At 61.0% G+C, this 25,029-nt stretch carries 21 protein-coding genes; 8 read left to right on the forward strand and 13 right to left on the reverse strand.

The annotated features are described in order from the left end of the window. Nucleotide 1 precedes the first annotated feature (1 nt). Nucleotides 2–1,153 (forward strand): acyl-CoA dehydrogenase family protein, encoded by a 1,152-nt coding sequence (locus tag C4J91_RS14340; RefSeq protein ID WP_124362937.1) that lies wholly within the window; start codon nt 2–4, stop codon nt 1,151–1,153. Nucleotides 1,154–1,298: 145 nt separating this feature from the next. Here C4J91_RS14340 and C4J91_RS14345 read toward each other — a convergent pair whose 3' ends face one another. From C4J91_RS14345 to C4J91_RS14365, 5 genes are read right to left on the reverse strand one after another with little or no spacing between them, the layout of a single operon-like run. Then, nucleotides 1,299–2,072 (reverse strand): enoyl-CoA hydratase, encoded by a 774-nt coding sequence (locus C4J91_RS14345; protein WP_124362938.1) that lies wholly within the window; start codon nt 2,070–2,072, stop codon nt 1,299–1,301. Between the two features lie 11 nt (nt 2,073–2,083). Next, nucleotides 2,084–3,211, reverse strand: a complete 1,128-nt coding sequence (locus C4J91_RS14350) for an acyl-CoA dehydrogenase (RefSeq protein ID WP_124362939.1) — start codon at nt 3,209–3,211, stop codon at nt 2,084–2,086. Between the two features lie 9 nt (nt 3,212–3,220). Further along, nucleotides 3,221–4,405: an acetyl-CoA C-acyltransferase gene (locus tag C4J91_RS14355; protein ID WP_124362940.1), complete on the reverse strand. Its 1,185-nt coding sequence runs from the start codon at nt 4,403–4,405 to the stop codon at nt 3,221–3,223. Between the two features lie 12 nt (nt 4,406–4,417). Continuing rightward, a complete protein-coding gene (locus tag C4J91_RS14360; protein ID WP_124362941.1) occupies nt 4,418–5,185 on the reverse strand; it encodes an SDR family NAD(P)-dependent oxidoreductase in 768 nt (255 codons plus the stop codon). 21 nt (nt 5,186–5,206) lie between these two features. After that, nucleotides 5,207–6,856 (reverse strand): AMP-binding protein, encoded by a 1,650-nt coding sequence (locus C4J91_RS14365; protein ID WP_124362942.1) that lies wholly within the window; start codon nt 6,854–6,856, stop codon nt 5,207–5,209. Nucleotides 6,857–7,059: 203 nt separating this feature from the next. On the opposite strand from C4J91_RS14365, the gene C4J91_RS14370 reads away from it, so the two are divergent. The 3 genes from C4J91_RS14370 (at nt 7,060) to C4J91_RS14380 (ending at nt 11,432) form a co-directional block, all read left to right on the forward strand. Next, entirely contained in the window at nt 7,060–8,118 is a 1,059-nt protein-coding gene (locus C4J91_RS14370) for a tetratricopeptide repeat protein (RefSeq protein WP_124362943.1), read from the forward strand. A gap of 144 nt (nt 8,119–8,262) precedes the next feature. Next, complete coding sequence (locus C4J91_RS14375) at nt 8,263–9,765, forward strand: ATPase domain-containing protein (RefSeq protein WP_124362944.1); 1,503 nt, start codon at nt 8,263–8,265, stop codon at nt 9,763–9,765. Then, a complete protein-coding gene (locus tag C4J91_RS14380) occupies nt 9,762–11,432 on the forward strand; it encodes an ATP-binding protein (protein ID WP_124362945.1) in 1,671 nt (556 codons plus the stop codon). The genes C4J91_RS14375 and C4J91_RS14380 overlap by 4 nt, the downstream gene beginning before the upstream one ends. 25 nt (nt 11,433–11,457) lie before the next feature. On the opposite strand, the gene C4J91_RS14385 is transcribed toward C4J91_RS14380, so the two are convergent. From C4J91_RS14385 to C4J91_RS14405, 5 genes are all read right to left on the reverse strand, one after another. Continuing rightward, nucleotides 11,458–11,835, reverse strand: a complete 378-nt coding sequence (locus C4J91_RS14385) for a response regulator (protein WP_015372062.1) — start codon at nt 11,833–11,835, stop codon at nt 11,458–11,460. 78 nt (nt 11,836–11,913) lie between these two features. Then, on the reverse strand, nt 11,914–13,107 hold the full coding sequence (locus C4J91_RS14390) for a hybrid sensor histidine kinase/response regulator (protein ID WP_124362946.1): 1,194 nt from the start codon (nt 13,105–13,107) through the stop codon (nt 11,914–11,916). After that, on the reverse strand, nt 13,101–13,700 hold the full coding sequence (locus C4J91_RS14395) for a chemotaxis protein CheB (RefSeq protein ID WP_124362947.1): 600 nt from the start codon (nt 13,698–13,700) through the stop codon (nt 13,101–13,103). Before C4J91_RS14395 ends, C4J91_RS14390 begins: the two co-directional genes overlap by 7 nt. Further along, complete coding sequence (locus C4J91_RS14400) at nt 13,697–14,527, reverse strand: protein-glutamate O-methyltransferase CheR (protein ID WP_372237478.1); 831 nt, start codon at nt 14,525–14,527, stop codon at nt 13,697–13,699. Before C4J91_RS14400 ends, C4J91_RS14395 begins: the two co-directional genes overlap by 4 nt. Next, complete coding sequence (locus tag C4J91_RS14405) at nt 14,528–18,025, reverse strand: response regulator (RefSeq protein ID WP_124362949.1); 3,498 nt, start codon at nt 18,023–18,025, stop codon at nt 14,528–14,530. 236 nt (nt 18,026–18,261) lie between these two features. On the opposite strand from C4J91_RS14405, the gene C4J91_RS14410 reads away from it, so the two are divergent. Continuing rightward, entirely contained in the window at nt 18,262–18,618 is a 357-nt protein-coding gene (locus C4J91_RS14410) for a response regulator (RefSeq protein ID WP_124362950.1), read from the forward strand. A gap of 107 nt (nt 18,619–18,725) precedes the next feature. Then, complete coding sequence (locus C4J91_RS14415; protein ID WP_124362951.1) at nt 18,726–20,120, forward strand: DUF1254 domain-containing protein; 1,395 nt, start codon at nt 18,726–18,728, stop codon at nt 20,118–20,120. A gap of 54 nt (nt 20,121–20,174) precedes the next feature. Here C4J91_RS14415 and C4J91_RS14420 read toward each other — a convergent pair whose 3' ends face one another. Beyond that, entirely contained in the window at nt 20,175–20,846 is a 672-nt protein-coding gene (locus C4J91_RS14420; protein WP_124362952.1) for a DUF3313 domain-containing protein, read from the reverse strand. Nucleotides 20,847–21,270: 424 nt separating this feature from the next. Next, entirely contained in the window at nt 21,271–21,765 is a 495-nt protein-coding gene (locus C4J91_RS14425) for a hypothetical protein (RefSeq protein WP_124362953.1), read from the reverse strand. 245 nt (nt 21,766–22,010) lie between these two features. Between C4J91_RS14425 and C4J91_RS14430 the strand changes: the two genes are divergently transcribed. Next, entirely contained in the window at nt 22,011–22,703 is a 693-nt protein-coding gene (locus C4J91_RS14430; protein WP_124362954.1) for an aspartate/glutamate racemase family protein, read from the forward strand. Here C4J91_RS14430 and C4J91_RS14435 read toward each other — a convergent pair. Continuing rightward, entirely contained in the window at nt 22,700–23,212 is a 513-nt protein-coding gene (locus tag C4J91_RS14435; protein ID WP_124362955.1) for a GNAT family N-acetyltransferase, read from the reverse strand. The two genes, C4J91_RS14430 and C4J91_RS14435, sit on opposite strands and share 4 nt — an antisense overlap. Nucleotides 23,213–23,430: 218 nt before the next feature. Between C4J91_RS14435 and C4J91_RS14440 the strand changes: the two genes are divergently transcribed. Further along, nucleotides 23,431–25,023 carry an alpha/beta hydrolase gene (locus C4J91_RS14440; protein WP_177412829.1) on the forward strand — a complete coding sequence of 531 codons (1,593 nt, stop codon included), beginning with the start codon at nt 23,431–23,433 and terminating at the stop codon, nt 25,021–25,023. Nucleotides 25,024–25,029: the final 6 nt, after the last annotated feature.

A 25,029-nucleotide genomic window follows, 5' to 3' on the forward strand; every position in this document is an offset into this window, starting at 1 on the left:
CATGCAAGATCTTGAATATACTGAAGAACAAGTGATGATCCGCGACATGGCGCGTGACTTTGTCCGAGGTGAAATCGCACCCCACGCCCAGGCCTGGGAAAAGGCCGGCTGGATCGACGACGCCCTGGTGGCCAAGATGGGCGAGCTGGGCCTGCTCGGCATGGTGGTGCCGGAAGAATGGGGCGGCACCTACGTGGATTACGTCGCCTATGCCCTGGCCGTGGAGGAAATTTCCGCCGGGGATGGCGCCACGGGCGCACTGATGAGTATCCATAATTCAGTGGGTTGCGGCCCACTCCTCAACTACGGCACAGAGGCGCAGAAACATACCTGGCTGGCCGCGCTTGCCAGCGGCCAGGCCATCGGTTGCTTCTGCCTGACCGAGCCCCAGGCCGGCTCTGAAGCCCATAATCTGCGCACCCGTGCCGAACTGCGCGATGGCCAGTGGGTGATCAACGGCGCCAAGCAGTTTGTCAGCAATGGCAAGCGCGCGAAGTTGGCCATTGTGTTCGCCGTGACCGACCCGGAGCTGGGCAAGAAAGGCCTTTCGGCATTCCTGGTCCCCACGGATACCCCGGGCTTCGTGGTCGACCGCACCGAACACAAGATGGGCATTCGCGCATCGGACACCTGCGCCGTCACCTTCAACCAATGCACGGTGCCCGAAGCCAACCTGCTGGGCGAGCGCGGCAAAGGCCTGGCCATCGCCCTGTCCAACCTGGAGGGTGGGCGCATCGGCATCGCCGCCCAGGCCCTGGGCATCGCGCGGGCCGCTTTTGAGGCGGCGCTGGCCTATGCCCGTGACCGGGTGCAGTTCGACAAGGCGATCATCGAACACCAGAGCGTGGCCAACCTGTTGGCCGACATGCAAACCCAACTGAACGCCGCACGCCTGCTGATCCTGCACGCCGCACGCCTGCGCAGCGCCGGCAAGCCGTGCCTGTCGGAAGCGTCCCAGGCCAAGCTGTTTGCTTCGGAAATGGCTGAAAAGGTTTGCTCGAAAGCGATGCAGATTCATGGCGGGTATGGGTATCTGGAAGACTATCCGGTGGAGCGTTACTACCGGGATGCGCGGATCACGCAGATATATGAGGGCACCAGCGAGATTCAGCGGATGGTGATTGCCAGGGAGTTGAAGAATTATCAGCTCTGACTGATAAGGGTTGATCATTCCCACGCTCTGCGTGGGAATGCCACCTGGGACGCTCCGCGTCCCGCTAACGATGGCCACGGGTGACGCAGAGCGTCAAGGGCTGCGTTCCCACGCGGAGCGTGGGAACGATCTTGACTCTCCACAGCTACTTGTCTTTGAACTCCGGTGCGCGCTTGGCCACAAACGCCGCCATCCCTTCCTTCTGATCCTGGGTCGCGAACGCTGCATGGAACACGCGGCGCTCAAACCGCACACCTTCAGACAGGCTCACTTCAAACGCGCGGTTCACGCTTTCCTTGACCATCATGCTGATCGGCACCGATTTGCCGGCGATCAGGGTGGCCACTTTCAACGCTTCGTCCAGCAGCTCGTCAGCAGGCACGATGCGCGCAACGATGCCGCAACGTTCGGCTTCTACAGCATCGATAAAGCGCCCGGTCAGGCACATTTCCATGGCCTTGGCCTTGCCCACCGCACGGGTAAGCCGCTGAGTACCGCCCATGCCCGGCAGCACGCCCAGGTTGATCTCCGGCTGACCGAACTTGGCGCTGTCACCGGCCAGGATGAAGTCGCACATCAGCGCCAGCTCGCAGCCACCACCGAGGGCGAAGCCGTTCACGGCGGCAATGATCGGCTTGCGGCGGTTGGCCACGCGGTCGCTGTCGCTGAACAGGTCGTCCAGGTAGATCTGCGGGTAGGTCAGCTCGGCCATTTCCTTGATGTCCGCGCCAGCGGCGAAGGCTTTCTTCGAGCCGGTCAGCACGATGCAGCCGATTTCCGGATTGGCTTCCAGGCCATCCAACGCCAGGTTCAACTCGCTGACCAGTTGGGCGTTCAAGGCGTTCAGTGCCTGCGGGCGGTTGAGGGTAATCAGCCCGACGCGGCCCTGGACTTCGAGCAAAATGGTTTCATAACTCATGTATCGGCTCCTTAAAGATTGCGTGAGATGACCATGCGCTGGATATCGCTGGTGCCTTCGTAAATCTGGCAGACACGCACATCGCGGTAGATCCGCTCCAGCGGGAAGTCGCTCAGGTAACCGTAACCGCCCAGGGTTTGCAAGGCGGCCGAACAGACTTTCTCGGCCATTTCCGAGGCGAACAGCTTGGCCATCGAGGCCTCGACCAAGGCCGGTTTGCCGCTGTCACGCAGGGCTGCCGCGTAATGGACCATCTGCCGGGCGACGGCAATTTGCGTGGCCATGTCGGCCAGGCGAAAGGCCACGGCCTGGTGTTCAATCAGCGCCTTGCCGAAGGTTTCACGCTCGCGGGCGTAGTCGCGGGCCGCTTCAAAGGCGGCGCGGGCCATGCCCACCGATTGCGCGGCAATGCCCACGCGTCCGCCTTCGAGGTTGGCCAGGGCGATCCTGTAGCCCTCGCCCTCCTCGCCCAGACGGTTGGCGACCGGCACCTTCATGTCTTCAAACAGGATCTGGCAGGTATCCGATGCGTGCTGTCCCAGCTTGTCCTCGACCCGCGCCACGGTATAGCCCGGCGAGTCGGTGGGAACGATAAACGCACTGATGCCGCGCTTGCCCGCCGCCGGGTCAGTGACCGCAAACACAATCACCACGCCGGCGTTTTGCCCGGAAGTGATGAATTGTTTGCAGCCGTTGAGCACGTAATGATCACCGTCAAGGCGTGCGCGGGTTTTAAGGCTGCTGGCGTCGGAACCGGCCTGGGGTTCGGTCAGCGCAAAGGCGCCGAGCATGGCCCCGCTGGCCAGGGGCTTGAGGAACTGGTCTTTCTGCTGGTCATTGCCAAATTTGAGGATCGGCACGCAACCCACCGAGTTATGCACGCTCATGATGGTCGAGCAAGCCCCGTCGCCGGCGGCGATTTCTTCCAGGGCCATGGCGTAGGCCAGGTAACCCGTGTCGCAGCCGCCCCATTGTTCCGGTACCAGCATGCCGAAAAAGCCCAGTTCGGCCATTTCACCGATGGCCTCCCTGGGAAAGCGATGCTCGCGGTCCCATTCGGCGGCGAACGGTTTCAGACGCTCCTGGGCAAACTGCCGGGCCGCGTCGCTGATTTGCAATTGTTCGTCATTAGGCAGCATGGTCAGTCCTTAATACAGGCATTCAACGGCCATGGCCGTGGCTTCACCACCGCCGATGCAGATGGCGGCGACCCCGCGTTTGAGGCCTTTCTGGCGCAGGGCCGAGAGCAAGGTCACTAGGATGCGCGCGCCCGAGGCGCCGATCGGATGGCCCAGGGCGCAGGCGCCGCCGTGCACGTTGACCTTGCTGTGGGGAATCTCCAGTTTGCTCATGGTCACCAGGCTGACCACCGCGAACGCTTCGTTGATCTCGAACAGGTCGACATCCGCCACGTTCCAGCCGGTTTTGCTCATCAACTTACGGATCGCGCCGACAGGCGCCACCGGAAACAGCCCCGGCTCATCGGCGAACGCCGCATGCCCATGAATCACCGCCAGCGGCTTGAGGCCGCGTTGCCGTGCATCGGACTCACGCATCAACAGCAGCGCCGCCGCGCCATCGGAGATCGAGCTGGAGTTGGCTGCGGTCACCGTGCCGCCGTCGCGGAAGGCCGGTTTGAGGCTGGCGATCTTGTCCAGCTTGGCCTTGGGCGGCTGTTCGTCATGCAGGATGGTTTTTTGCTCTTTGCCGACGGTGACCTGGACCGGGACTATTTCGGCGGCAAAACTGCCATGGGTGATGGCTTCCTGCGCACGCGTCAGCGAGGCAATCGCAAAGGCGTCCTGGGCTTGTCGGGTAAAACCGTTATGCTCGGCGCAATCTTCAGCAAAGGTGCCCATCAGGCGCCCCTTGTCGTAGGCGTCTTCCAGGCCGTCGAGGAACATGTGGTCGAGCACCTCGCCGTGCCCCATGCGATAACCGCTGCGGGCGCGGTCGAGCAGGTACGGCGCGTTGGACATGCTCTCCATGCCGCCGGCAATCACCACGTCGACGCTGCCGGCGCGCAACGCGTCGTGGGCCAGAATCGTCGCCTGCATGCCGGAACCACACATCTTGTTGAGCGTGGTGCAGCGGGTGGCTTTGTCCAGCCCGGCGCCCAACGCTGCCTGGCGTGCCGGCGCCTGGCCGAGGCCGGCGGGCAGCACGCAGCCAAACAACACTTCATCGACGGCGTCGCTGGCGATACCCGCGCGCTCCACGGCCGCACGAATCGCGGCGGCGCCCAGTTGCGGTGCGGTCAGGCCCTTGAGGTCGCCCTGGAACCCGCCCATGGGCGTGCGCACGGCGCTGACGATAACGATAGGATCGTTCATGAAGAGACCTCCTTACTTGGCAGCCATACGCAAGGCACCGTCAAGACGGATCACCTCGCCATTGAGCATGCTGTTTTCAATGATATGCCGCACCAGGGCCGCATATTCGGCGGGTTTGCCCAGGCGCGGCGGGAACGGCACGCCGGCGGCAAGGGAATCGCGAACTTGCGGGGTCATGCCGGCCATCATCGGGGTTTCGAAAATGCCGGGCGCGATGGTCATCACCCGGATACCAAAACGCGCTAATTCCCGTGCGGCCGGCAGGGTGAGGCTGGCAATCGCGCCTTTGGAGGCGGCATACGCGGCTTGACCGATCTGCCCGTCGAACGCCGCCACCGAAGCGGTATTGATGATCACACCGCGTTCGCCATCGGCATCCACAGGTGTTTCAGCGATAGCCGCTGCAGCCAGGCGCAGCAGGTTGAAGCTGCCGATCAGGTTGACGTTGATCACCTGGGCGAAGCTGGCCAGGGCGTGCGGGCCGTTTTTGCCGAGGATTTTCTCACCGCGCACCACACCGGCGCAGTTGACCAAGCCATGCAACCCGCCAAAGGCGGCAACGGCGGCGTGCACGGCGGATTCGGCAGCGGCTTCCTGGCTGATATCCGCCACGGCGCTGCGGGCGTTATCGCCAAGTTGCCGGGCCTTGGCGGCGACGGCATCGGCGTTGAGGTCTACCAGCATGACCTTGGCACCCGCTGCGACCAGCATGTCGGCAGTGGCCGCACCGAGGCCCGAAGCGCCGCCGCTGACCAAAAATACCTTGTTTTCAATCTGCATCATGGTTTCCTTTTCAACGGATCACGCCACGGCCGCCTGGGCCTTGGCGATTTCCTGATTACGCAAAATAAAGCGTTGCAGCTTGCCGCTGGGGGTCTTGGGCAAGTCGCTGACGAATTCGATTTCCCGCGGGTACGCATGGGCCGCCAAGCGCTGGCGCACATGCAGGCGCAATTCTTCGGCGAGTTCCGGAGTCGCGCGGTACTGCTCATTGATCACCACGAAGGCTTTCACCAGTTCGGTGCGCTCCGGGCAGGGCTTGCCGACCACGGCGGCCTCGACCACGGCCGGGTGTTCGACCAGGGCGCTTTCCACGTCGAACGGTCCTACGCGGTAGCCGGAAGTGGTAATCACGTCATCACTGCGCCCGACAAAACTGATGCTGCCGTCCGGGTTGAGCTCCACGGTGTCGCCACTGAGGTAGTACTTGCCGACAAAGGCTTTGGTGTTGACGCCTTCATACCCGGCGAACCAGCACATTGGCGATTGCTCACGGTCGATGGCGAGAATGCCGGGCTGACCGGCAGGCAGTTCCTGGTAATTGTCATCCAGTACCACGATGCGATGCCCAGGCGAGGCGAACCCGGCCGAGCCGACGTGTACCGGGTGCGCCAGGCCATGGTGATTGCACAGCACCATGCCCAGTTCGGTCTGCCCGTAGTGATCGTGGATGGTCACGCCAAGGTTGTCGGCGAACCAGCGGATCACCTCGGGGTTCAGGGGCTCGCCGGCGCTGCTGACGATGCGTAGCTTGCCCTTGATCGAGCGGGCGAACGGCTCGCCGCCGGCGATCAACAGTCGATACGCGGTAGGCGAACCGGTGAGGTTGGTGATGCCGTATTTGTTGATGATCCGGCAGGTGCTTTCCACGCTGAAGGGGCCATCGTAGAAGGTGATCGGATGCCCCAGGGACAGCGGCCCGGTCACGCCGAAGTAGATGCCATAGGCCCAGCCCGGATCGGCCACGTTCCAGAACGCGTCTTCTGGGCGCAGGTCCACCGCGTCGCGGGTGTAGCTCTGGAACGCGACAATCGCCTTGAGCGGTACCGACAGGGCTTTGGATGGGCCGGTGGTGCCCGAGGTGAACATCAGCAGGAAGGGCTCGTCGCCCCCCAGCAGCACGGGCTCGCAGACGTTCGAGTGGTTGGGCAGTTCGGCCCAGAAGCTGAAATCGCCGCGTACCAGGCCTTCGCCCTTGGCCCCGGTGACCGTCACGATGGTGGGGCAGCCGTCAACGTCGGTGAGCTTGGGCCGGTTCACGGCATCGGTGACGACCAGCGCGGCGCCGGAACTGTTCAGGCGATGTTCGATCGCCTTGGGCCCGAATGCGGTAAACAACGGTTGATAGACCGCGCCGATACGCCAGGTGGCGAATACCACCACCAGCAGTTCGGCCGTGCGCGGCAACAGGCCGGCGACTTTATCGCCGCGCTTGACGCCCTGGGCCAGCAGGAAATTGGCGAAGCGTGAGGCCTGGTCCTGCAAGTCGGTGAAGGTCGCCGTGGCGCTGCGCTCGTCCCTGCCCTCCCAGAACAGCGCAATGCGCCCAGGCAATGCGTGACGGTCACAGCATTCCACACAGGCGTTGAGCGCCTGCAGGTTGCCGGCAAGGGCGGCGTCGACGGTGTGTTGGTAATCGAACTCGGTGGTGGCGGCCAGGTAATCACGCATCGCTTCAGTTCCTTGTGTGTTTTTGTTTTAAGGACACTTTCCAGGCGGTCAATCGCTCTCAAATAGTCGCCCTGCAGCGGCGCTACGAGCAATGGTCAAAGCCTTCAACATGGCTGACCGGTTTGGCCAATCGGGTTTGACACTCGCCCTGCACTGGCCGAAGCTTGAGGCTTTGTACCTGTACCCTGCCTTCGGACGCCTGCATGTCAAAGTCACGCCGTTACGCCATTGTCGGCCTGTGCGCCCTGTTGTCGATTTTGTTGATCACCTGGTTTTTCGCCCGCGCAACGCCGGTGGCCGTGCCGCCGGCGATTGCCCACGGTTATTCCCAAGCCTTGAAGCAGGCGCGCAACGGTGAGCCGGGCGCGGCGCGGGTGTTGTATCAACAGCTGGGGCGGCCGGACCTTTCACCTGAGCGCCGCGCCGCGCTGCATGCCGAATTGCCTAACTACCCCAGCCCCCAGGCGTTGAAGCTGGCAGATAAAGACTTGGCCAATGAATCGCCACGGGTGCGTGAAGCGGCAATTCACAGCATTGTCGGCCTGGTACCTTCCGGCCAGCGCACCTTGTTGCTCGGCCCGGTGCTGGATGACCCCGAGCAGCAGGTGCGCTTTGCCGCCGCCAACGCCCTGCTCGGCCTGTCGCCGGACACCCTGGGCCTGTACTTCGGACCGCTGCAGCAAGTGCTCGACGAATTCGCCAATACCCTCAAGGCCCAACCCGAGACCGCCGAAGGCTGGATTCAGTTGGCGCGCCTGTATATCCACAGCGCCCTGCTGCCGGAGGCGCAAAACGCCCTGCAGCAGGCCATGCGCCTGCAACCGGATAACCTGCAAGCGGTGGTGGCGCAGATCGAGCTGCTGGATAAACAGAGCAAGACCGACGAATCGCGCCAGCTGCTCGCGCAGCAATTGGCGGCGCACCCGGAATCGGCCTACCTGCAACACGCCCTGGGTATGTGGCTGCTGCACCATGGCGAGCGGCCTTATGCCCTGCTCGGCCTGTCCAAGGCGGTGGAGCTTGAGCCGGACAATCAGGACTACCGCTACGACCTGGCCACCACGCTGCACGACCAGGAAGAACTCGAGGCTGCCCAGCGCCAGTTGGAAGAAATCGTGCAGCGCCACCCGGCCAATCGGAAAGCGCGGGTGCTGCTGGTCAACTATTGGAAAGAGAGCGGCCAGTTGCAGAATGTCCAGGTGCTGCTGGCACAGCTTGAGCAACAGAACCCGGATGACCCCGCGCTGCAGCAGGGTCTGTGACCGCGCTCAAAAAAATGCATGGAAGATGCCGGCGCCGCGCACAAATAATTCAAAACGTTGAACCGCCACAGGTCGATACGGTCAAGTGAATATGGCGCGCCACAGCGGCGCGCACCCAACTTGTACGTGACCTGAGGGCACTTCTTGTCTACATCTAATTCGCTTTTAAGTGAAAAGGCAGCCACTGGTATCGAAGGTCTTGATGACATTCTTGCCGGGGGGCTATCGCGCAGCCACTTGTTCCTGCTGGAAGGCGAGCCGGGCACGGGTAAAACCACCGTCGCCCTGCACTTTCTGCAGGCGGGAGCGAAAGACGGTGAAAAATCTCTGTATATCACCCTGTCCGAAACCGAACATGAGCTGCGCCAAGGCGCCAAGTCCCATGGTTGGGACTTGGACGACAACATCCATATCTTCGAATTGACTCCGCCGGAAAGCCTGCTCAACGCCGAGCACCAGCAGAGCCTGCTGTACTCCTCGGACCTTGAGCTGGGCGAAGCCACGCGGCAGATTTTCGAGGTGGTGGAACGGGTCAAGCCGACCCGCGTAGTGGTCGACAGCCTGTCGGAGATCCGCCTGTTGGCGCAGAGCTCCCTGCGCTATCGCCGGCAGATCCTGGCGATCAAACACTACTTTGTGCGGTATGACGCCACGGTGCTGCTGCTCGATGACCTGACCACCGAATCCCTCGACAAAACCGTTCACAGTGTGGCCCACGGCGTGATTCGCCTGGAAGAACTGACACCCAGTTACGGCGCCGAACGCCGCCGGGTGCGGGTAGTGAAATACCGTGGCCAGAAATACCGTGGCGGCTTTCACGATTTCACCATCATGGGCGACGGTGTACACGTATTCCCTCGCCTTGTCGCCGCCGAACATCGCGGCGGCTACACGCGCCAGACCATGAGCAGCGGCATCCCCGAACTCGACGCCCTGATGGGCGGCGGCGTCGAAACAGGTTCCAGCAGCCTGATCCTTGGCCCGGCCGGCACCGGCAAATCGCTGATTTCAATGGTCTTCGCCGCCGCCGCCGTACAGCGTGGCGAAAAGGCCGCGCTGTTTATCTTTGACGAAGAGATGGGTTTGCTGTTCGAGCGCATGCATAACATGGGTATCGATCTGGCTGCGATGCAGGCCACCGGCAACCTGTTGATCGAACAGGTCGACGCGGCCGAGCTGTCTCCTGGGGAATTCTCCCACCGAGTACGGCGTTGCGTGGACGAAGGCGGCATCAAAACCGTGGTCATCGATAGCATCAACGGCTACCAGGCCGCCATGCCGGAAGAGAACGCGCTGATCCTGCACATGCATGAACTGCTGCTGTACCTGAACCGACGGGGTGCCGCGACGTTCATGACCGTGGCCCAGCATGGCCTGGTCGGCGATATGCAGACGCCCGTGGATATCACCTACCTGGCCGACACCGTGATCCTGCTGCGTTACTTCGAGGCACTGGGCAAGGTTCGTCGGGCCATTTCGGTGATCAAGAAACGCACCGGTACCCATGAGTCGACGATTCGCGAGTACCGCATCAGCAGTCGCGGCATGACCGTTGGCGAACCCCTGGATAATTTCCAGGGCGTGCTGCGCGGCATCCCGATCTACATGGGCGCCGGCTCGCCTCTGCTCAAGGAAGAGGGAGTGTGACGTCCCTTACCCCAGTCTCCGAACGGGCCGTTATTCTTGCGCCTTTGGGGCGCGACAGCTCGTTGGCGCTGATGATGCTCAAAGAGGCCGGCTACCATGGCGTGGTTGCCGGCAGCCTGGCCGACTTGTGCGAAGCACTGCACGAGGGCGCCGGCGTGCTGATCATTGCCGCCGAAGCCTTGCGGGGCGTGGACATGGAGCCGCTGCTGGAGTACCTGCACCAGCAGCCGGCCTGGTCGGACTTGCCCATTGTACTGATGACCCATCACGGCGGCAGCGAGCAAAATGGCTCGTCGCATCTGAGCGGACTATTGGGCAATGTCACCTTCCTCGAACGCCCATTTCATCCCATCACCCTGATCAGCCTGGTCAGCACTGCCCTGCGTGGGCGGCGCCGGCAATACGAAGCCCGGGACCGCTTGGTCGACCTGAGCGCCAGTGAACTGCGCCTGCAACGCACCCTGGAAACCCTCGAACAGCAAGTGGAAGAACGTACCGCGCAATTGCGCAGCAATGAAGAAGCCCTGCGCCAGTCGCAGAAAATGGAAGCCGTCGGCCAATTGACCGGTGGCATCGCCCATGACTTCAACAACATGCTGACCGGCATCATCGGCAGCTTGGAACTGCTGCGCCGGCGTGTGGCACGGGGCAAGCTGGATGATCTGGACAGCCTGATCGACCTGGGTGTCACCTCGGCCAACCGCGCCGCTGGCCTCACCCATCGCCTGCTGGCGTTTTCGCGCCGGCAGTCGCTGGACCCGAAACCGGTGGAAATCAATAAACTGGTAACCTCCATGGGTGAGCTGCTGGAACGCAGTATCAATGAAAGTATCTGCCTGCAAATGCGCCTGAGCGATACGTTATGGACGGCCGAAGCCGACCCGAATCAATTGGAAAGCGCCCTGCTCAACCTGGTGATTAACGCGCGTGACGCGATGCCCAGCGGCGGCAGCCTCACCGTGGAAACCACCAACCGTCACCTCGACAGTGTATTCACAGCCGCCTATGGCACCTTGAGCCCTGGTGACTACGTCGAGTTGAGTGTCAGTGACACCGGCTGCGGCATTCCAGAGAGTGTCATGGGCCGAGTGTTCGACCCCTTCTTCACCACCAAGCCGATCGGCCAGGGCACGGGCTTGGGTCTGTCGATGATCTATGGGTTTGCCCGTCAATCCCGGGGGCACGTCACGCTGCACAGCGAAGTGGACAAGGGCACCACCGTCAGTTTGTTCCTGCCGCGCTTTGTCGGGGAAATGGTTGAGGATGCCGCGGTGAATCCGGCCTTGTTGCCGTTCGCCAATGACGGTGAGACCGTATTGATCGTTGAAGACGACCCGGCGGTACGGGTGCTGGTGAGCGCGGTGCTCAAAGAGTTGGGATACGCCTTTGTCGAAGCCGGTGACGCCAGCACGGCGGTACCGATCATCGAATCCGATCAGCGTATCGACCTGTTGATCAGCGACGTTGGCCTACCTGGCATGAACGGCCGGCAATTGGCGGAAATCGGTCGACAAATCCGCCCTGACCTCAAAGTGCTGTTCATCACCGGTTATGCCGAACATGCAGCGGTGCGTGGCGGGTTTCTTGACCCCGGCATGCAGCTGATTACCAAGCCGTTCACGTTCGACCTGCTGACCGAGAAGGTGCGCGAGATGATCAGGGACTAGGGCTGCACGGCAGCCCTGGAGGGCGTCAGGCCAACAGGCGCTGGATATGCTCCTGCAGCGTATCCAGGTCAAACGGCTTGGCCAGGATCGGCGCGTTGCGCGTGATCGGGCTGTCGCAGTCGAGAATTTCCTGCGGATAACCGCTGATAAAGATCACTTTCAACTCCGGGCGCACCTTGAGCGCCGGTTCGGCGATCTGCACGCCGGAAATGCCGCCGGGCAGGCGGTAGTCGGTGACCATCAGGTCCAGGTGCGGTTTGGTCGCGAGGATTTCAAACGCCTCTTTTCCATTGACCGCCTTCAACACCCGATAACCCAGGCCCGCCAGGTATTCACCCAGCACAAACATAATGGATTCGTCGTCTTCGACGATCAGTACGACATCTTGCGCATCTTCACTCATGGGAAGCCTTTGTTCGGTCAGTTGCTGGTGTTACGACCATGGGGTCACGTAGAGGTTGCGTCCAGGTGACGATTGATTTCATGCCGTCGCCTGAAGCGGCAGGCACACCCGGAACAGCGCGCCCTCGCCTATCTGGCTTTCGACCTCGATGGTACCGCCGTGGGCTGCGACGATCTGTTCGGAAATGAACAGCCCCAGGCCCAGGCCGGCCGCCGCGTGGTTGACGGAAACCCGCTCGAACTGCTGAAAAATGCGCTTCTGGTTCTCTTCACTGATACCAATGCCGTGGTCACGCACTTCCACGCGCGCTTCGCCGTGTTCGGTGTAAACCCGCACTTCGACCGGGCTCTTGGCGCCGTAGCGCAGGGCGTTGGTCAACAGGTTGGTGACCACCTGCTCGATGCGGAACTCATCCCAATGGCCTTCCACCGGCTCGTCGGCGACCAGATGCATTGACGATTCGGCGGCAGCGACCTGCGGCTCGAAGTTATGCACCAGATTGCGCACCAGTTGCGCCAGGTCAAAGCGCGCCGGGCGTATCGACAGTTTGCCGGTGCGGATGCGCGACACGTCGAGCATGTCCTCGATCAGGCGGATCAGGCTTTTGATCTGGCGCTCATCGCGGTCGACCATCGCGTGCATCTTGTCCAGGGTGAACGCTGCGGCGTTGTCGCGGGCCAAGTGCATCTTGCGCAATTGGGTTTCCAGGATCAGCCCGTTGAGCGGCGTACGCACTTCATGGGCGACGATCGACATGAAGTCATCGCGCATGCGCACGGCCTGCTCCAGCTCGGCCTGGGTGGCCTGCAGGCGCGTCAGCAGCAGTTCCTGCTCGCGGCGGCTGCGCTCCAGGGCTTCGACCTGCAGCTTCATCGCCTTGCTCTGGCGGTACAGGTCAACGAATACATTGACCTTGCTCTTCACCGCGTGGATATCCAGCGGCTTGTGCAGGAAGTCCACCGCACCGCTTTCATAACCCTTGAAGGCGTAATTGAGTTCGCGGCCGGCGGCGCTGACAAACACGATCGGGATGTTCTTGGTCTTTTCGGTGCCGCGCATCAGTTCGGCCAGTTCGAAACCGTTCATGCCAGGCATCTGCACGTCGAGGATCGCCATGGCGAATTCATGTTCCAGCAACAGGGACAACGCCTCGTCGGCACTCAATGCCTTGAATACCTGGCGGTCTTCGCGCTTGATCAGCGCTTCGAGGGCCAGCAGGTTTTCCGGCAGATCGTCGACGATCAGCAGTTTGGCCTGGACAGTACTTAACATGGGGAAGGTTCCAGGGAAGCCAGCAATGAGCCAATCTGGCTCAAGGAAAGAATATGGTCGGGTGTGTGCAACGCCAGGGCCGCCAGGGGCATCACGGCAATCCGGGCTTCAGCGGGGTCCTGTACAACGGTGATGCCGCCCGATTGCTTGACGTGGGCCAGCCCGCGCGCGCCGTCCTGGTTGGCGCCGGTCAGCAGGATCGCCAGCAGGCCTCGCCCGTAGGCATCGGCGGCCGAGGCGAAGAGAAAATCGATGGCTGGCCGGGAATGGTGCACGCGGTCCTCCTGGCTCAGGGACAGGCTGCGGTCGTGTTCCACCGACAAATGATAGCCAGGGCCAGCGAAATACAAGGTGCCCGCCTCGATCGACTCCTTGTCCCGCGCCTCCTTGACCGGAATGCGCAAGCGCCGCGCAAAGACCTCCGCCAATTGGCTGCGACGTTCATCCGGCAGGTGCAGCACGGCAATGATCGGCAGGCCGAACGTATTCGGCAGCCTGCCGAAAATACTCAGCAACGCCTCCACGCCGCCGGCGGAGGCGCCGACGACGATGGCTTCAATCCCGATAATCGGGGTGATTGCAGCGTCGCTCATAATTTGCGGTAGATCCGTTCCTGTTTGACCAAGGGTTCGAATTGCTTGCTGTAGGCGGAAAAATCCAGGGTTTCCTTGCTGCCCAGCACCAGGAAACCGCGATGGCACAGCGACTCATGAAACAACCCAAACGCCCTGTCTTGCAACTTTTTATTGAAATAAATCAAGACGTTGCGACATGAAATTAATTGAGTTTCTGAGAATACGCTGTCGGTCGCCAGGCTATGGTCGGCGAACGTGACGTTCTCGCGCAGCGTCTTGTCGAAGATCGCGTTATCGTAAGCTGCGGTGTAGTAGTCGGCAAATGAGCGTTGTCCACCGGCCTGCTGGTAATTGGCCGTGTAGGCGCGCACGTTCTCCAGGGAGAAGATGCCTTGCTTGGCCTTGTCCAGCGATGCCGGGTTGATGTCGGTGGCGTAGATGATGGTGCGCTCGAGCAAGCCTTCTTCGCGCAGCAGGATCGCCATGGAGTAAACCTCCTCGCCCGTGCTGCAGCCGGCGATCCAGATCTTGATCGACGGGTAGGTCTTGAGCAGCGGCACCACTTCCCGGCGAATCGCGAGAAAGTGCGAGGGGTCGCGAAACATCTCGCTCACGGGGATCGTCAGGAACTGCAGCAACTGCATGAACGCGGCCGGGTCGTGCAGCACCCGCTCCTGCAGCGCGGAAATGGTCGCACAGTCGAACTGGCGCAAGGCATGGGCCACCCGCCGTTTGACCGACGCACCGGAGTAGTCGCGAAAGTCGTAGCTGTACTTGAGGTAAATCGCCTCGATCAACAGGCGCAGCTCAATGTCGCTGCTTTTGTCCAAAAAACTTCGCTCCACTTAAATGCGTTCCATCTTTGGTAGCCATACGCGAATCAACGAGAACAGCCGGTCCAGATCAATCGGTTTGGCCAGGTAGTCGTTGGAACCTGCCGCCAGGCAACGCTCCTGGTCGTCCTTCATGGCCTTGGCCGTCACGGCGATGATCGGCAGCTTCTTCCAGCGCGGGTCCTGGCGGATCAGGGCGGTGGCTTCGTAACCGTCCATCTCCGGCATCATCACGTCCATCAGTACCAAATCGATATCCTCGACTTCATTGAGCTTGTCGATCGCTTCGCGGCCGTTGCGCCCGATCACCACCACGGCGCCTTTGTGCTCCAGGGCGCTGGTCAGGGCAAAGATATTGCGCACGTCGTCGTCCACCAGCAGGATCTTGCGCCCTTCGAACACCTTGTCGCGGCTGCGCGCGGTCTTGAGCATCTTCTGGCGGTCATGGGACAGCTGGGATTCGACTTTGTGCAGAAAGAGTGTGACTTCATCGAGCAGGCGTTCCGGAGAACGGGCGCCCTTGATGATGATCGAGCGCGAATACTTGCGCAGTTCGGCCTCTTCGTCGCGGGTCAGGTTGCGCCCGGTGTAGACAATTACGGGTGGGAACGAGCAGATATCCTCGGTGGCCATGCGCTTGAGCAGCTCGTTGCCGAGCATGTCCGGCAGCTTGAGGTCGATGATCATGCAGTCGTAGACATTGGTGCGCAGCAGGTCCAGTGCAGCCTGGGCGTAGCCGACATCGGTGATTTCAATGTCATCGTCGCCGATCAGGCGGGCAATGCTGTCGCGCTGCAGGTCGTCATCCTCGACCAGCAGCACGCGCTTGACCTTTTGCGTCAGCTTGGCTTCCAGGCGCGCGAACACGTCCTTGAGCTCTTCACGGGTGGTGGGTTTCACCGCGTAACCGATGGCGCCCATGTGCATGGCGGCTTCGACGCGGTCTTCCACGGAAATCACATGCACCGGAATGTGCCGGGTATTGGCGTGCGCCTTGAGACGCTGCAGCACCGTCAGCCCGGAATGGTCCGGCAGGCGCATGTCGAGCAGGATCGCGTCGGGGACGAACTCCTCGGCCAGGCTGTAGCCTTCGTCAGCACCGTGGGCGACCAGGCAGTTGTAGCCCAGCTCATGGGCCAGGTCGAAGAGGATGCGCGCAAAGTTCGGTTCATCTTCCACCACCAGGATGCAGCGGGTGGTGAATGGCCCTTTGTCACGGTCGTCGGCAAAGCGCGGGATCGGCTCGGCATCGGCTACCGGCAACGTCGCAACCTTTACGGGCGCGGGGGCCGGTACCGCTACGGCCTGGCGTGGGGCCTCGATCGGCGCGGCGTCTTCGGCGCGCTCAACATACTGTTCCGGCAATACCAGCGTGAAAATGCTGCCCTTGCCCGGCTCGCTGGCCACGCTGATGTAGCCGCCCAGCAAGTTAGCCAGGTCACGGGAAATGGACAGGCCCAGGCCGGTACCGCCGTAACGGCGATTGGTGGTGCCATCGGCCTGGCGGAAGGCTTCGAAGATGCTTTCCTGCTGATCCTGGGCGATACCGATGCCCGAGTCGCGCACGGTAAAGGCAATGCCCTCCCCCGGTGCACGGGACACCGTCAGGCTGACATCGCCCTGCTCGGTGAACTTGATGGCGTTGGACAGCAGGTTCTTGAGAATCTGCTCCAGGCGTTGGCGATCGGTGAACAACAAGGACGGTGCGCCTTCCTGCAGGTCGATCTGGAAGCCCAGATGGCGATCCTTGGCCAGCGGCTCAAACATGCCGCGCAGGCCATCCACCAGGCGCTCGACGCTGGAATTTTCCGGGCGCACTTCCAGCTTGCCGGCTTCTACCTTCGAAATATCGAGGATGTCGTTGATCAGGTTGAGCAGGTCATTGCCGGCCGAATAGATCGACTCGGCAAACTTGACCTGTTCGGCACTGAGGTTTTCCTGGGGATTCTCGGCCAGCAACTTGGCCAGGATCAACGAACTGTTCAGCGGCGTGCGCAGCTCGTGGGACATGTTGGCGAGGAACTCGGACTTGTACTTGCTGGAGCGTTGCAGCTCATCGGCGCGGTCTTCGAGTTCCAGCTGCACCCGGTTGAGTTCGATGTTCTTGCGGTCCATGGCATCGCGCTGATCGGCCAGGGTCTGGGTCTGTTCGGCCAGTTGTTCGTTGGTCTGCTCAAGCTCCGCTTGCTGGGTTTCCAGGTGCGCCTGGGATTCCTTGAGGATGCGTGACTGTTCTTCCAGCTCCTCGTTGGCGGTCTTGAGCTCTTCCTGCTGCACTTGCAGCTCTTCGTTGAGCTGCTGGGTTTCAGCGAGTACTTCCTGCAAACGCTGGCGATAACGCGCGGCTTCGATGGACGTACCGATATTGCCCGCGATCAGCTCCAGCAATTCGACATCGCGCTCTTCCAGCGGGCGCAGGAAGCCCAGCTCGATCACGCCGTTGACGCGATCGTCATCGCTGGTCGGCACCACCAGTACGCTGCGGGCCGCGCCCTCGCCCAGCCCCGAGCTGACCTTGAAATAGTCCACCGGCACGTCGTCCAGGCGGATCAGGCGATCGAGCTGGGCGGCCTGTCCCACAATGCCTTCGTCGCTGTAGATCGCTTGTTCCAGCTGCGCCTGTTCGCGGGAGAAGCCGTAGGTGGCCACGCGTTTGAGCCCGCCGTGTTCTTCGCGCACATACAACGCTCCAACGGCCGAGCCCATGTATTGGGCAAAGAACTGCAGGATATTGCGGCCCAACAGGTTCAGGGTCAGCTGGCCGAGCACCTGTTCGGCCAGTTCAGTTTGGCCGTTGCGCAGCCAGGCTTGCTGCTCCAGGCGCTTGGCGATCTTCTTTTGTGACGCGAGGCTTGCGCTGTAACTGTTTGATAGTTCAACTAAGTTTTTTCGGCCGACATACGCCAGAAACCCACTGAGCCCGAGTACGAACACCAGGTACAGGGTGACGCTGAGCACCGTGGTGCGGGTGACCTCTTCATTGCGGGTGATACGGAACTGCTGCTCCATCGCCACCGCGTCGTCATATTCCTTGCGAATTTCATCAGTCAGGCGCTTGCCCCGGCCCGCCTTCACCGCACCGCGGAAGTCGCCGCTGTCGCGCTGCAATTCAATCATCGACTGCGCGTAGTTGTTCCACTCTGCCTGCAACGCTTCAAGACGCTTGAGGCGGTCGACCTGCTGCGGGTTGTCGGCCACCAATTCCTGCAAATTGCGCAGGTCGGCAATGATTCGCGGCTTGGCCACCTCGTAAGGGTCGAGGAAATGCTCGTCACCGGTAATCAGGAAGCCGCGCATGCCGGTTTCCAGGTCGACCGTCAGTTTGGACGACTCATTGAGGTTGTTGATGACCCGGTCGGTGTGCTCCACCCACTGGATCACCGACAGCAAGTAAGTGATCAGGAAAACGAAAAACACCGCACTGAGCACACCCACGCCCAATGGCAGGGCCACATTGCGGCCCAGGAGTTTACGGAAGCTCTTTTCATCAACTGACGACGCGGGAGTCATGGGCATGCCTTGGCCAAGTGCGGAAAAACCGGGAGTTTGCCCCAAAGTGACGGCCAAGACCATTTTTCTGGAATGATTTGGTACAGATTCCTACGATAGAACAGGCTATTCTGACTGGTCTTTTCTATCGTTTTTACCGCCCGACGGAACTTGTCGATAACCTGCGCTTACTCAAGTAACAGGTCGGTCAGAACGGCCGCTGGTAAAAACCTCGTCTTTTTTGGGAACGCCTTATTATGTCTAGCTCCACCATCCTTGTTGTCGAAGATGACGCTATCGTGCGCATGCTGATCGTCGATGTGCTTGAGGAGTTGGAGTTCACGGTACTCGAGGCCGCCGATGCCGAAGAGGCGCTGAAGATTGTCGAAGGCAAAGACACGGTCATCGACCTGATGATGACCGACGTCGGCCTGCCGGATATGGACGGTAAGCAACTGGCGACCAAGGTGCGCGAACTGCGCCCCGCCCTGCCCATCCTGTTCGCCAGCGGCTATGCCGAAAACATCGACGTGCCAGCCGGTATGCAGGTGATTGGCAAGCCATTCTCGATCGATCAACTGCGCGATAAAGTCAAATCGATGTTGCCCGCATGATCCCTTGTCCTTTTGCAGGTTTTAACGTGACGTCCGGGAAATAAAACAGGAAACTCATCGCCTTTATTTCCCCGTCAGTCAAACGAACTCTGGAAGGACGCAACAACATGATTGGACAACCCGCGCGCCTGGTGTTGGCGAGCCTCTCGATACTCCTGAGCACCAGCGCCTGGGCCGACTTCACGGCGACGCCGACCGAAGCACGGGCCATTGCCAAGGAAGCCTATTTGTACGGCTATCCTGTGGTGCAGATGTACAAGACGCTCTATACCCAGGCCGTTGATAAAGGCGGTGTCAACTACAAGGCCGCGTTCAATCACATCGGCAATACCGCGCAGGTTTTCACCCCCAAGGACACCGCGTTCGTGACCCCGAACTCGGACACGCCCTACTCCTTCGTCTGGATGGATCTGCGCAAGGAACCCTTGGTGCTGACCCTGCCCAAGGTCGAAGACAACCGCTACTACTCGGTGCAGTTGATCGACCTATATACCCACAATATTGCCTACCTGGGCACGCGCAGCACCGGCAACAATGGCGGTCACTACATGATCGCGGGGCCCGACTGGAAGGGTCAGCAGCCAGTCGACATCGACCGCGTGGTCTACAGCGAAAGCAATATCGCCTACGCGCTGTATCGTACCCAGTTGTTCGATGAAAAAGACTTGAGCAAGGTCAAGCAAATCCAGAGCGGCTACAAAGTGCAGCCGCTGAGCAGCTACGTGAAACAAGCGGCCCCGGCCAAAGTGCCGAAGATCGAGTGGCCCAAGCCGATGGCGAACATGAGCGACAGCCCGCAGTTGTTCCGCTACTTGAACTTCATGCTGGCCTTTGCGGCGCCCCAGGACAGTGAGAAAGACCTGCTGGCGCGTTTTGCCACAATCGGCATCGCCCCCGGCGCGCCCTTCAAGCTGAACCAACTGACCGCCGAACAGCGTAAAGCGCTGGAGGACGGGATTGCCGACGGCAAGGCCGAGTTCGCCGCCTTCAAGAAAGACAAGATCGACACCCACCAGGTCTCCAGCGGGGAGCTGTTCGGCAGCCGTGACCGCCTGAAAAACAATTACCTGTACCGTTACGCTGGCACCAACCTGGGTATTTTCGGCAACTCTACCGACGAAGCCGCTTACTTCACCTACTTCGATGACAGCGAAGGCAAGCCGGCCAACGGCGCACGCCGCAGCTATACCGTGCACTTTGCCAAGGACCAGCTGCCGCCCGCCGATGCGTTCTGGTCGCTGACCATGTACGACGCCAAGACCAAATTGCTAGTGCCCAACCACAAGAAACGTTACCTGATCAACTCACGCATGCTGCCTGAGCTGAAGCGGGACGCCGACGGAGGCCTGACCCTGGCGCTGCAGCATCATGAGCCACCGAAGGCCGAACAGAGCAACTGGCTGCCCGCCCCCACCGGGCCGTTCTTCGCGGTGCTGCGTATTTACCTGCCCACGCCTGAAATCAGTCAATGGACGTTGCCGCCGTTGACCCCGCTCAAGTAACACCACGCGTGGCGGGACTCGACTCACAGTGGCCTCCCGTCGCGCGTTTATGCGTCATTGCTGTTTGAGCTTCAGAAAAGACTGATGCAGGTCGGTTGCCCATCCATCGATGACGCTTTTTACATCACCGGCCTTCATCACTTGAGTGTCGTTTGCCAGAGGCTTCCCTGTGCCTTTGCGCACCACCTGGGCAATCACTTTTGCGTTGGCGCCATCAAGGAACTGCGCCTCGGTGCCCAAGGTGGTTTGCTGGTCGCGGATCCCCGTGCCGGTACTTACCGCCGCCGCGACAAACGCAACCGGAATGAACTCGTAAGGCTTGAGCCCTTCGGTTTTACTGCTGACGGCTGTAATCGCTGCGCGCACGACGATCACCCCGGGGCCAGGGCCATTTGCCAACGGCATTGAACGGGCCAGTTCACGCTTGAGCGCCTGGTTGTAATAGTCGTTGATGCCGCGCAGGGTGCTGTCTGGAATTCGGGGGGTGGCTTGAGGCTTGGGATAGAACTGCGTGGGTTCGATGTACACCGCGCTGTAGCGGTTCAGGTCCAGTGTGGGATCGACCCAGCGCATCACTTCGGCTCCGGAGGGCGACTTGGCTTCCTTGAGTCGGCTGTAGTCCGACAGAAAGCCCGAATATTCGTCCGGTTGCGTGACCTTGCTGGCGCAGCCCGCCATGCCGATCGAGGCGATGCACAGCATGCTGACCATTAGCCTGAGTTTCATCGTTGGAGCTCCCCATCGATAGTTTGAGCTCTAGGTATAGCCAATCTTGGCAAAACGGGCTGCTTATTTTGGCCACGGGCCTTGGGGTGCGAAGCCACAGGTTGTCGGTGACGGCTCGGGAGCTGAAGCCTCTTAACTGGCGCCCCGCGTTCCAAATGTGGGAGGGGGCTTGCCCCCGATGGCGGCCTGACAGCCGACCAGAACGCTGGATCAGAGCAAGTACATATTCAGATCAAGAGCTTCGCATCGTGGTTACTTAGGCTGCAACAAAGGTGTGTAGATACCTATGCCCCGACGAGGGAGCGTCTGTAAATGCATCTGCTACTGACCCATCGCCATCGGGGGCAAGCCCCCTCCCACATTTAGCTCGCGGAGCATCAGTCAGGCAGTCGTCGGCCGCCTCGCCCCTCATGATCAGTATTGCTCAGCCGCGTTCGCGGGGGATCAGGCTCTGCAATTGCGCAGCCAGGAAATTGGCATCGAAGCCGAAGGTATCCGGGTCTTTCAGGCCATTGGTCTTCTTCCAGAGCCAATCATTTTTATCCGCCGGCAGCACCAGCGACACGCTGCCATGCCGGGCGGCGGTCAGGCCCATTACCGCGACAGAAATAAACCCGTCCGCGCCCATCACGTCCGGCACGAACTCCACGCTTTTACCTGTGATGTTCACATTCAACTTCTCGGTCTTGAAGGTCGATGCCTCCACTGGCACGCTCGGACTGCTAGCAACATAGGCTTCCCGACGCACCTCCAGCAAACCTGCGCTTTTGACCGGTTCCAGCCACTGTTCGATCTGCTCGAACAACTCGCCAAGCTTCAGCGCCCAGCGCGCCGACTGCACCTCGAATTGTTGTTTTTTCTGCGCTTCGCTCTCGGCGTAATGACGAAGCATCTCGCCCAGTTGCTGTAGATCGTCCATTGCGGATTTCCTTGGGTGAGCCAGGTTGCGAAGCCCGATCATGGCAGATACGTGCCTTCGGCGTACGGGTTATGGGCGGCTGCGCCAGCGCCAGGCAGCAGACAGGTCATATCCGCTCAGTACCTGAGCAGTCCCAGGCCACCAAACGCGCATGAACTGCTCTGGTGAATTGACGGGCAACTGCACATGACTAATCCACCTTCGGTGAGTATGGTGGAATCCACATTCCCTGCCCGGAGCATCGCATGCGCACCATCGGCCTTATCGGCGGCATGAGCTGGGAGTCCAGCGCCGAGTATTACCGCATTATCAACCAGCAAGTACGCGACCGGCTCGGCCCGCTGCGTTCGGCGCAAGTGTTGATGTACAGCGTGGACTTCGGCCCGGTGGAACAGGCGCAGCACGCCGGGCGCTGGGACGATGCCGCGTTGATCCTGGAAGACGCCGCGCGCCGTTTGCAGGCCGGGGGCGCCGAGTGTGTGGTGCTGTGTACCAACACCATGCACCGGGTGGCGCCGCGTATTGAGGCGGCGGTGTCGATTCCCTTCCTGCATATCGCCGACGCGGCGGGCGCTGCCGCCGTACAGGCGGGCACCTTGACCGTGGGATTGCTCGGCACTGCATTCACCATGGAACAGGACTTTCTCAAGTCCCGCCTGGTCGCACAGGGCCTGACCGTACTGGTACCGGATGCGGACGAACGCAAAGCGGTGCACCGGATCATCTATGAAGAGTTGTGTGTGGGAGTGATCAGCGCCGAATCACGCGCCGTCTACCAGCGGGTGATCGAATCCCTGGCCGCGCGCGGTGCCCAGGCGGTGATTCTCGGCTGTACCGAAATCAGCCTGCTGATCAAACCCGAGCACTGCGACCTGCCGCTGCTGGACACCACCGAGCTGCATGCGCGGGCTGCGGTGGCGTTTGCGCTGGAGGACTAAACCGGCGTGCGCAGGCGCGCCATGCTCAAGGTGTCGACGAACACACCGTCACGCAGGGCGTAATCGCGCAAACAGCCTTCGACTTCGAAGCCGAATTTGCGGTACAGGTTGTGCGCCGCTTCGTTGTCGGCGTACACCGTGAGTTCTACGCGATGCAGGTTCATCCAGTTGTCGGCCACATCCAGCGCGGCGGTCAGCAACTTCGAACCCACGCCCTTACCCTGCCAGGCCGTCGCCACCCCCATGCCGAGCGACCCCACATGCGCCTGGCGCACGCGCAGGTACTGTTCCAACCCCAATTGGCCAATCACTTCGCCGCCGTGCACCGCCACCAGTTGCAAACGGCGTTCGTTATCCATTACCAGGCGCTTGCGCCACGCTTCCACTGACTGAAAAGGCATTTGCAGCACCTGACGGCATACCGCCGGTTCGTTATAGAGCGCAGCAACGCCCTCAAGATGGGCCTCGGTGAAACGCTGGATCACGATATGGGGCTCGGGGGTGTGCATCGTATTTCATCCTTTGAAAGACACGTGGCCGCCCAGTGTAGGAGCAAATTCGGCGCCCTGGCGAGCCCTTGACCTCCCGTGTACCAGGCGGCTGGGTCGCAGGCTGGTTGAGTATTATCGGAAGTTGCTGACCAAACAACCGATACGGTCCTACATTCACGGCAGGCTTTACTTGAAAAACTCGGGCGGGTCCAACCCTGCAACCGAGTGTCTGCCAATTGATAAAACAACGAACGCTATCAGCCTGCTTTTTTGTCTCTGTGCTATTGGGGGGCAGCGCTTGTACGACGAAACAACTGCCTGAGTGGGGTATCCGCTGGCTGCCGGATTGCGCCGGCCGGCCCTTCGCCGGGCTGGATCCGGAGGTGGTCGCCAGGACGCAATGCGGCATCGCCACCGTGCCCCTGGACCACCTGAACCCCAGCCTGGGCAAGCTCAAGCTGGATATCACCCGCGTTTCAGCGTTGCTGCCCGCCGAGCGCGAAGGTGCCCTGTTTACCAATCCGGGCGGGCCCGGCGCCGAGGCCGACGGATTCACCGTGCTCCTGGCCTCCATATGGAAAGGCTACGCCGATCAGCCACAGGGTGAGGCCTATCGGCACCTGCTCAATACCTATGATGTGATCGGAATTACACCAAGAGGGATGGGCAGTGACCCTCAATCGCAACTGGTGTGCCGATCCGACGAGGACATCGTTGCGCAAAACGACATCACTGAAGATCGCAGTCCGGCCAATATCGAGGCTATCGGGCATAACGCTGGCGTACTGGCCCGGGGTTGTGCCAGCCAGAGCCTGGCGCCCTATATCAATACTGAACAAACGGCGCGGGACATGGAGCTGGTGCGTGTGCTGCTCAACGAACGCCAGCTCAACTACTTCGGCAACTCTTACGGCACATGGCTGGGCGCCTGGTACGCCGGCTTGTTTCCAAAGCAGGTCGGGCGCATGGTGCTCGACTCGAGTACAGATTGGACCGCCACGTTCCAGGACGCCTCGTTGGTTCAAGCACCGGAAAAAGAACGCGTGTTCGCGCGATTTGTTGCCCAGCGCGCCGCCGACGATCCGCACCGCTACCAGATGGGAGGCACCCCACAGGCAATAAGCGCGGTTTTCCTCGACCTGTTGCCTCAAGTCAGGGTGGCGCTGCGTTCAGACAACGAGTACTACAGCGCGCCTGAATACCTGATGGCTGCCCGCGCGCTCAATCAGTGGCTACGTGAGTCGCCAGACCTGCCAGACGCCAAGCTGTTGGCCAACGCCGGAGCCCATCGATTCAGCCCCGACGCTGGCGTAAATGCGCTGGCGAAACAGGCCTTTGCACGCCTGCTCGACGTCATTCGCCGCCCGTCACCGTGGAATGGTCTGGCGCTTGGCCCCTTGAACCTCACGCCCCAGGAGTCCGTCCGTAGCACCGTGTTATGCAACGATTCAGTGTCCGCAGGCGAAGCATTCTGGACCGAAAAAGAAAACCAGTACGCCATCCAGTATCCGGTGGGGGGCAGTTTCTTCCCGTCGAGGCATTGCGCCGAGTGGCGCGGCCAACAGCTTGACGGGGTCCCGCAGCGAAGGCTGGCGCAGGTCGACGGCCTCTTTATGGTTCAGGCCGAATATGACGATCAGACGCCCGCAGCAGGTGCTCTCAAAGCGTTCAGAAGCGTGCCTGCTGCGCACATGACGCTGCTCAAGGGCGCCTACCGACACGGCGTTTCGTTCTCCGGGTTCAACGTCTGCGTAAACAGGAACGTCGGAGATTTTCTGGCCTATGGACGTAAACCTGACCGCTTCTCGATCTGCTACGAATCCCCCTGAACTCAG

The organism is Pseudomonas sp. R3-52-08 (genome assembly GCF_003851745.1).
Taxonomy (GTDB): domain Bacteria; phylum Pseudomonadota; class Gammaproteobacteria; order Pseudomonadales; family Pseudomonadaceae; genus Aquipseudomonas.